This window comes from Pseudomonas sp. BF-B-26 (assembly GCF_019956495.1).
Lineage (GTDB): Bacteria > Pseudomonadota > Gammaproteobacteria > Pseudomonadales > Pseudomonadaceae > Aquipseudomonas.
In genome coordinates, this window is the sequence record NZ_JAHBDP010000024.1 from 1 (window position 1) to 6888 (window position 6888).

Below are 6888 nucleotides of genomic sequence, written 5' to 3' on the forward strand. Positions count from 1 at the left end.
GTATTGGCAGGCACACCGCCTTCGCGAGCAAGCCCGCTCCCACAGGGTTTTGTGCAGGTGTTACTTATCGCGAATCGAGAAATTCGCCATGTGTTCCAGGCCCTTGATCAGCGCCGAGTGGTCCCAGTTGCTGCCGCCGATGGCCGCGCAGGTGCTGAACACTTGCTGGGTGTTGGCGGTGTTCGGCAGGTTGATGCCCAGCTCGCGTGCACCGGCCAGAGCCAGGTTCAGGTCCTTCTGGTGCAGGCTGATGCGGAAGCCTGGATCGAAGGTGCCTTTGATCATGCGTTCGCCGTGCACTTCGAGGATCTTCGAGGACGCGAAGCCACCCATCAGCGCTTCACGGACCTTGGCCGGATCGGCACCGTTTTTCGAAGCAAACAGCAGGGCTTCGGCCACGGCCTGAATGTTCAGCGCCACGATGATCTGGTTCGCCACTTTGGCGGTTTGACCGTCGCCGTTGCCGCCGACCAGGGTGATGTTCTTGCCCATCGCCTGGAACAGCGGCAGAACGCGTTCGAAGGCATCGGCCTCACCGCCGACCATGATGCTCAGGGTCGCAGCCTTGGCGCCGACTTCACCGCCGGACACTGGCGCGTCGAGGTACTGAGCACCTTTTTCGTTGATTTTGGCGGCGAAGGCTTTGGTGGCCGTCGGCGAGATCGAGCTCATGTCGATCACGACTTTGCCTTTGCCAACACCGGCCGCAACGCCGTCGGCGCGGAACAGCACGTCATCGACCTGCGGGGTATCCGGCACCATGACGATGATGAATTCAGCCTCTTGCGCGACTTCTTTCGGGTTCGCCAGGGCGACGGCGCCACCGGCAATCAGGTCAGCAGGCGCAGCGTCGTGATGCGCCGACAGGAACAGGCTGTGACCGGCTTTCTGCAGGTTCAACGCCATTGGGTGGCCCATGATGCCGGTGCCGATAAATCCGATTTTAGCCATGAGAAAATCCTCTTGTTTTTGTGTTGCTCAAGCAAATGGGTGCATAGCTTTTTGTAGGAGTGAGCCTGCTCGCGATAGCGGTAGGCCAGACAACGTCAACGTTGAATGTGCTGGCCTCATCGCGAGCAGGCTCACTCCCACAGGGATCTGCGTCAGATTGCGTTATGGGTTTTGAGCCAGCCCAAACCCGCTTCAGTGGTAGTCAGCGGCTTGTATTCGCAACCAACCCAACCCTGATAACCGATGCGGTCCAGGTGTTCGAACAGGAAGCGGTAGTTGATCTCACCGGTGCCCGGTTCGTTGCGCCCTGGGTTATCGGCCAACTGGATGTGATTGATCTCGCCCAGGTGCGCAGCCATGGTGCGGGCCAGGTCGCCCTCCATGATTTGCATGTGGTAGATGTCGTATTGCAGGAACAGGTTGGCGCTGCTGACCTGTTCGCGAATCGACAGGGCTTGCGCCGTGTTGTTCAAGTAGAAACCCGGGATGTCGCGGGTGTTGATTGCTTCCATCACCAGTTTGATGCCCGCCGCTTGCAGCTTGTCGGCCGCGTACTTGAGGTTGCTGACGAAGGTTTTTTCCACGGTGGCATCGTCGATGCCTTGTGGACGAATACCGGCCAGGCAGTTGACTTGGGTATTGCCCAATACTTTCGCGTAGGCAATCGCCAGGTCGACACCGGCGCGGAACTCTTCAACCCGGTCCGGCAGGCACGCGATACCGCGTTCGCCCTTGGCCCAGTCACCGGCCGGCAGGTTGAACAGCACCTGGGTCAAGCCATTGGCATCGAGCTTGGCTTTGATCTCGGCGGAGCTGAAGTCGTAAGGGAACAGGTATTCGACACCACTGAAGCCGGCCTTGGCGGCAGCTTCAAAACGGGCAAGAAAATCCTGCTCGGTGAACAGCATGGACAGGTTGGCTGCGAAACGCGGCATGGTGGTCTCCCGTATATGTGTGGGGTCCCTGTGGGAGCGGGCTTGCTCGCGAAAGCGGTGTATCAGGCGACAGCAATGTTGACTGTGCCGACGCCTTCGCGAGCAAGCCCGCTCCCACAGGGGGAACGATCATCAATCGAGCAACGAAATCGCCGTTGGCGCATCGTTGCCGACCAGCGCCAGGTCTTCGAATTCGTTGACAGCGTTGATCTCGGTGCCCATGGAAATGTTGGTCACACGCTCCAGAATGATCTCGACGATCACCGGGACCTTGAACTCTTCGATCAGCTCCTGAGCCCTGCGCAGGGCAGGCTGGATCTGACTCGGTTCGAATACACGCAGCGCCTTGCAGCCCAGGCCTTCAGCGACCGCGACGTGGTCGACACCGTAACCGTTGAGTTCCGGAGCGTTCAGGTTGTCGAAAGACAACTGCACGCAGTAGTCCATGTCGAAACCGCGCTGAGCCTGACGAATCAGCCCCAGGTACGAGTTGTTCACCACCACGTGGATGTACGGCAGCTTGAACTGCGCGCCCACCGCCAACTCTTCGATCATGAACTGGAAGTCATAGTCGCCCGACAGCGCCACAACCTTGCGGGTCGGATCAGCCTTGACCACACCCAGCGCTGCCGGAATGGTCCAGCCCAACGGACCGGCCTGACCGCAGTTGATCCAGTGACGCGGTTTGTAGACGTGCAGAAACTGCGCGCCGGCAATCTGCGACAGACCGATGGTGCTGACGTAGCACGTGTCCTTGCCGAACACCTGGTTCATCTCTTCGTAAACGCGCTGCGGCTTGACCGGTACGTTGTCGAAGTGAGTCTTGCGCTGCAGGCTGGACTTGCGCTGCTGGCAGTCTTGCAGCCAGGCACTGCGGTTTTTCAGCTTGCCGGCGGCTTGCCATTCGCGAGCGACTTCGATGAACACGGTCAGTGCGGCAGCGGCGTCGGAAACGATGCCCAGGTCCGGGGTGAACACGCGGCCGATCTGGGTCGGTTCGATGTCAACGTGAATGAACTTGCGGCCTTCGGTGTAAACGTCGATCGAACCGGTGTGACGGTTGGCCCAGCGGTTACCGACACCCAGCACCAGGTCGGATTTGAGCATCGTCGCGTTGCCGTAGCGGTGCGAGGTTTGCAGACCGACCATGCCGACCATCAACGGGTGATCGTCTGGAATGGTGCCCCAGCCCATCAGGGTCGGGACCACCGGAATACCGGTCAACTCGGCGAACTCCACCAGCAACTCGCTGGCGTCGGCATTGATGATGCCACCACCGGCCACCAGCAACGGACGCTCGGCCTGATCGAGCATGGCCAGGGCCTTCTCGATTTGCACGCGGTTAGCGGTTGGCTTGGCCAGCGGCAGTGGTTCATAGGCGTCGATGTCGAATTCGATTTCAGCCATCTGCACGTCGAACGGCAGATCGATCAGCACCGGGCCTGGACGGCCGGAACGCATTTCGTAAAAGGCTTTCTGGAACGCGTAAGGCACCTGACCCGGTTCCATGACGGTGGTTGCCCACTTGGTCACTGGTTTGACGATCGAGGTGATGTCGACAGCCTGGAAGTCTTCCTTGTGCATACGGGCGCGGGGCGCCTGGCCGGTAATGCAAAGAATCGGGATCGAGTCGGCCGAGGCGCTGTAGAGCCCGGTGACCATGTCGGTACCGGCAGGGCCGGACGTGCCGATGCACACGCCGATGTTGCCTGCCTTGGTGCGGGTGTAGCCCTCGGCCATGTGCGAGGCGCCTTCAACGTGGCGAGCGAGGACGTGATCGATGCCACCGACCTTCTGCAAGGCGGAGTACAGCGGGTTGATCGCGGCGCCCGGGATGCCAAAAGCGGTATCAACCCCTTCACGGCGCATCACCAGAACGGCGGCTTCGATTGCTCTCATTTTGCTCATGGTTTTGGTGCCTCTTACGTTTTGTAATTGTATACAAGTGGCTTTGCGCAGAGTGTATTCACGGCGGACGGCGCAGGTCAATCCATTTTCTCAAGCGGCCGTTTCATTCGTCGGAAGCCCAATCTACTGTGGCTTTTCGTCGCATGTGGCGTTTTTCGAAAATTATTGTATACAAAAAAATAACCCATTGTGTTCTATTTGTTGCATCGGACTTCTGAACAAAACGCAGTCCAGCAGCTTTCCCTATAACAAAATGAGGACGGCACCATGAGCGCTTTAACCTTGAAAGTCGCAGTCAACCTGGCCAATCAGGCTATCTCCGCAGGGCGTGCAATCTCGGCGGCTCCTTTGACCATTGCAGTACTGGATGCGGGTGGACACCTGGTCACCCTGCAGCGTGAAGACGGCGCCAGCCTGCTGCGGCCGCAGATCGCCATCGGCAAAGCCTGGGGCGCCATCGCCCTGGGCAAAGGCTCACGCCTGCTGGCGCTGGACGCACAACAACGACCGGCGTTTATCGCCGCTTTGAACAGTCTGGGGCAGGGCAGCGTCGTCCCGGCACCGGGTGGGGTGTTGATTCGGGATCAGGATGGGAACGTGCTGGGGGCTGTTGGTATCAGCGGTGATCTTTCTGATGTTGATGAGCAATGTGCGATCAACGCAATCGAGGCGCTGGGGTTGCGGGCGGATGCGGGGGTGACTGCTTGATTATGTGTTGATTGATCTAACGCCTTCGCGAGCAAGCCCGCTCCCACAATGGTTCGGTGGAAGACATAAAATGTCTGAACACCGCTCACCCACTGTGGGAGCGGGCTTGCTCGCGAAAGCGATCCTTCAGACACATCCAGCTAAAAGTCCGCCCCTCAGTTCCCGGTTCGCTGATCTAGCCTTTTCATGAATTCATCCATGAGAGAGGCAAAGGAATGCCTGAGCTGTCAGCTTCACACCGCTTGCGCATCGGTCGCTATGCCGAGCAAAACCGCATTTATCTTCTGACTGCCAACACCCTCAAGCGAGAGCCTGTTTTCAGGGATTACACCTTGGGCAGGATGGTCGTTCACCAATTCAAACAAGCACAGGATCACGGGTTTGCCGAGACCTTGGCTTTTGTGGTCATGCCCGATCACTTTCACTGGCTGATTTAGTTGCAAAAAGGGTCATTGGGTCAATTGATGTGTCAGGCCAAATCGTTGAGTACTCGAACTATCAATGCCGGCACGGGTAGAACAGGCAGCCTTTGGCAGCAGAGTTTTCATGATCATGCTTTGCGGCGAGATGAGGATTTGGTGAAGCTCGCCCGATATGTTGTCGCCAACCCATTGCGGGCGGGACTGGTTGGGAAACTTGGCGACTATCCGCTGTGGGATGCGATCTGGGTTTGAGGCGATATCGAGTCGCCTTCTTCGCGAGCAAGCCCGCTCCCACACTCGATCTCCAACACACCGAAGATCCCTTGTGGGAGCGGGCTTGCTCGCGAAAGGCGCACCACGGTTTAACGGTCCGGCTCACACCCTTTCAACACCAACCGGATAATCGTCTGCGCCGCCGCTTCATAGTCGGCCTCATCGAGCTTGGCCTTTCCGGTCACCGCAGAAATCTGCCAGTCGAAGTCGGCATAGGTCTGGGTCGCGGCCCAGATGCTGAACATCAGGTGGTTGGGGTCGATCGGGGCGATCTGGCTGCGGTCGATCCAGGTCTGGATGCAGTCGATGTTGTGCTTGGCCTGGCCGTTGAGCCGTTCAACCAGATCAGCGCTCAGGTGCGGCGCGCCGTGCATGATTTCGCTGGCGAACACCTTGGAGGCGAAGGGCAGGTCGCGGGAGATACGGATTTTCGAGCGAATGTAGCCGCTCAGCACTTCACTGGGCACGCCGTCGGCGTTGAACGGTGTCGAGGCCTGCAGAATTGGCTCGATGATGCTTTCCAGGACCTCGCGGTAGAGGTTTTCCTTGGATTTGAAGTAGTAGTAGACGTTGGGCTTGGGCAATCCCGCCTTGGCTGCGATGTCACTGGTTTTGGTCGCAGCGAAGCCCTTGTCGGCAAATTCTTCACTGGCGGCACGCAGGATCAGTTGTTTGTTGCGCTCGCGGATAGTGCTCATAAACCAGGGGGTTCCTTGCCTGTTCTGGCGGTTGCGCATGGTAGCACCGGCCTCGCGCGACGCTCAAGAATGCCCCACGGCACGTTAGGCCGCGCTATGCTGCGCGGCATTCATTATTCGAAGGAAGCCTGATTCATGGCAGGAAGCAGTTTGCTGTTGCTGATCGACGACATTGCCGCGGTACTCGACGACGTGGCATTGATGACCAAAATGGCCGCCAAGAAGACCGCCGGCGTGCTCGGTGACGATCTGGCGCTCAATGCCCAGCAGGTTTCCGGCGTGCGTGCCGAGCGGGAAATCCCGGTGGTATGGGCGGTGGCCAAGGGCTCGTTTCTCAACAAGCTGATCCTGGTGCCCTCGGCGTTGGCCATTAGCGCGTTCATTCCGTGGCTGGTCACGCCGCTATTGATGGTCGGTGGCGCCTATCTGTGTTTCGAAGGTTTCGAGAAGCTGGCCCACAAATTCCTGCACAGCAAGGCTGAAGATCAAGCCGAACATGCTGAGCTGGTCGAGGCCGTAGCCAATCCGGCGGTCGATCTGGTGGCGTTCGAGCAGGACAAGATCAAAGGCGCCATCCGCACCGACTTCATTCTGTCGGCGGAAATCATCGCCATCACTCTGGGTACCGTGGCTGAAGCTTCGCTGACCCAGCAAGTCATCGTGCTTTCGGGCATTGCCATCGTCATGACCATCGGCGTGTATGGTCTGGTGGCCGGCATCGTCAAGCTCGACGACCTCGGTTTGTGGCTGACCCAGAAGCCTGGGCAGATGGCCAAAAGTATCGGCGCCGGGATTCTGCGTGCGGCACCGTACATGATGAAAAGCCTGTCGGTGATCGGCACGGCGGCGATGTTCCTGGTGGGTGGCGGGATTCTCACCCACGGCGTGCCGGTGGTTCATCACTGGATTGAGAGCGTCAGCGCAGGGGCGGGCGGTGCCGGGTTTATCGTGCCGACGTTGCTGAATGCGGTAGCGCGTAATGTGGCAGGTGCC

Annotated in this window: 6 protein-coding genes and 1 pseudogene; 3 read left to right on the plus strand and 4 right to left on the minus strand. The window is 58.9% G+C overall.

The genetic code is table 11. The features are described from left to right. Positions 1–60: 60 nt before the first annotated feature. The 3 genes from KGB03_RS02165 to gcl form a co-directional block, all read right to left on the minus strand. Positions 61–951 carry a 2-hydroxy-3-oxopropionate reductase gene (locus tag KGB03_RS02165; RefSeq protein ID WP_074874627.1) on the minus strand — a complete coding sequence of 297 codons (891 nt, stop codon included), beginning with the start codon at positions 949–951 and terminating at the stop codon, positions 61–63. 152 nt (positions 952–1103) lie between these two features. After that, complete coding sequence (gene hyi, locus KGB03_RS02170) at positions 1104–1886, minus strand: hydroxypyruvate isomerase (protein ID WP_223526170.1); 783 nt, start codon at positions 1884–1886, stop codon at positions 1104–1106. Positions 1887–2018: 132 nt separating this feature from the next. Next, positions 2019–3794, minus strand: a complete 1776-nt coding sequence (gcl, locus tag KGB03_RS02175; RefSeq protein ID WP_008145572.1) for a glyoxylate carboligase — start codon at positions 3792–3794, stop codon at positions 2019–2021. A 267-nt stretch (positions 3795–4061) separates the two neighbouring features. Between gcl and KGB03_RS02180 the strand changes: the two genes are divergently transcribed. Both KGB03_RS02180 and KGB03_RS02185 read left to right on the plus strand, forming a co-directional pair. After that, positions 4062–4502, plus strand: a complete 441-nt coding sequence (locus KGB03_RS02180; RefSeq protein ID WP_008145573.1) for a GlcG/HbpS family heme-binding protein — start codon at positions 4062–4064, stop codon at positions 4500–4502. 215 nt (positions 4503–4717) lie between these two features. Continuing rightward, positions 4718–5176, plus strand: a pseudogene (locus tag KGB03_RS02185) (REP-associated tyrosine transposase). A gap of 110 nt (positions 5177–5286) precedes the next feature. Here KGB03_RS02185 and KGB03_RS02190 read toward each other — a convergent pair. Next, positions 5287–5895, minus strand: a complete 609-nt coding sequence (locus KGB03_RS02190; protein ID WP_111451918.1) for a TetR/AcrR family transcriptional regulator — start codon at positions 5893–5895, stop codon at positions 5287–5289. A 135-nt stretch (positions 5896–6030) separates the two neighbouring features. Here KGB03_RS02190 and KGB03_RS02195 point away from each other — a divergent pair. Next, positions 6031–6888, plus strand: an 858-nt coding sequence (locus tag KGB03_RS02195; RefSeq protein ID WP_223526172.1) for a DUF808 domain-containing protein, incomplete at its 3' end; no start/stop codon positions are given.